The 427-nt window shown below is 72.6% G+C and carries 1 protein-coding gene; it reads left to right on the top strand.

Going from position 1 to position 427, the window contains the following annotated elements:
* Positions 1-427: GTP-binding protein (locus tag IH25_RS0136870; protein WP_030621453.1), on the top strand; the 427-nt coding region annotated here is incomplete at both ends.

Genomic DNA, 427 nt, shown 5'->3' on the forward strand with positions numbered 1-427 from the left:
TTCGCCACCGCCGGCTCCGTCGACGACGGCAAGTCCACCCTCGTCGGGCGGCTGCTGCACGACTCCAAGTCGGTCCTCGCCGACCAGCTGGAGGCCGTGGAGCGGGTCTCCGCGAGCCGCGGCCAGGACGGCCCGGACCTCGCCCTCCTCACCGACGGCCTGCGCGCCGAACGGGAGCAGGGCATCACCATCGACGTCGCCTACCGCTACTTCGCCACGCCCCGGCGCCGGTTCATCCTCGCCGACACCCCGGGGCATGTGCAGTACACCCGCAACATGGTCACCGGCGCCTCCACCGCCGAGCTGACGGTCATCCTGGTCGACGCCCGCAACGGCGTGGTCGAGCAGACCCGCCGGCACGCGGCCATCGCCGCCCTGCTGCGCGTCCCGCACGTCGTGCTGGCCGTGAACAAGATGGACCTCGTCG

It is taken from the genome of Streptomyces achromogenes subsp. achromogenes, assembly GCF_000720835.1.
In the GTDB taxonomy this organism is placed as follows: domain Bacteria; phylum Actinomycetota; class Actinomycetes; order Streptomycetales; family Streptomycetaceae; genus Streptomyces; species Streptomyces achromogenes.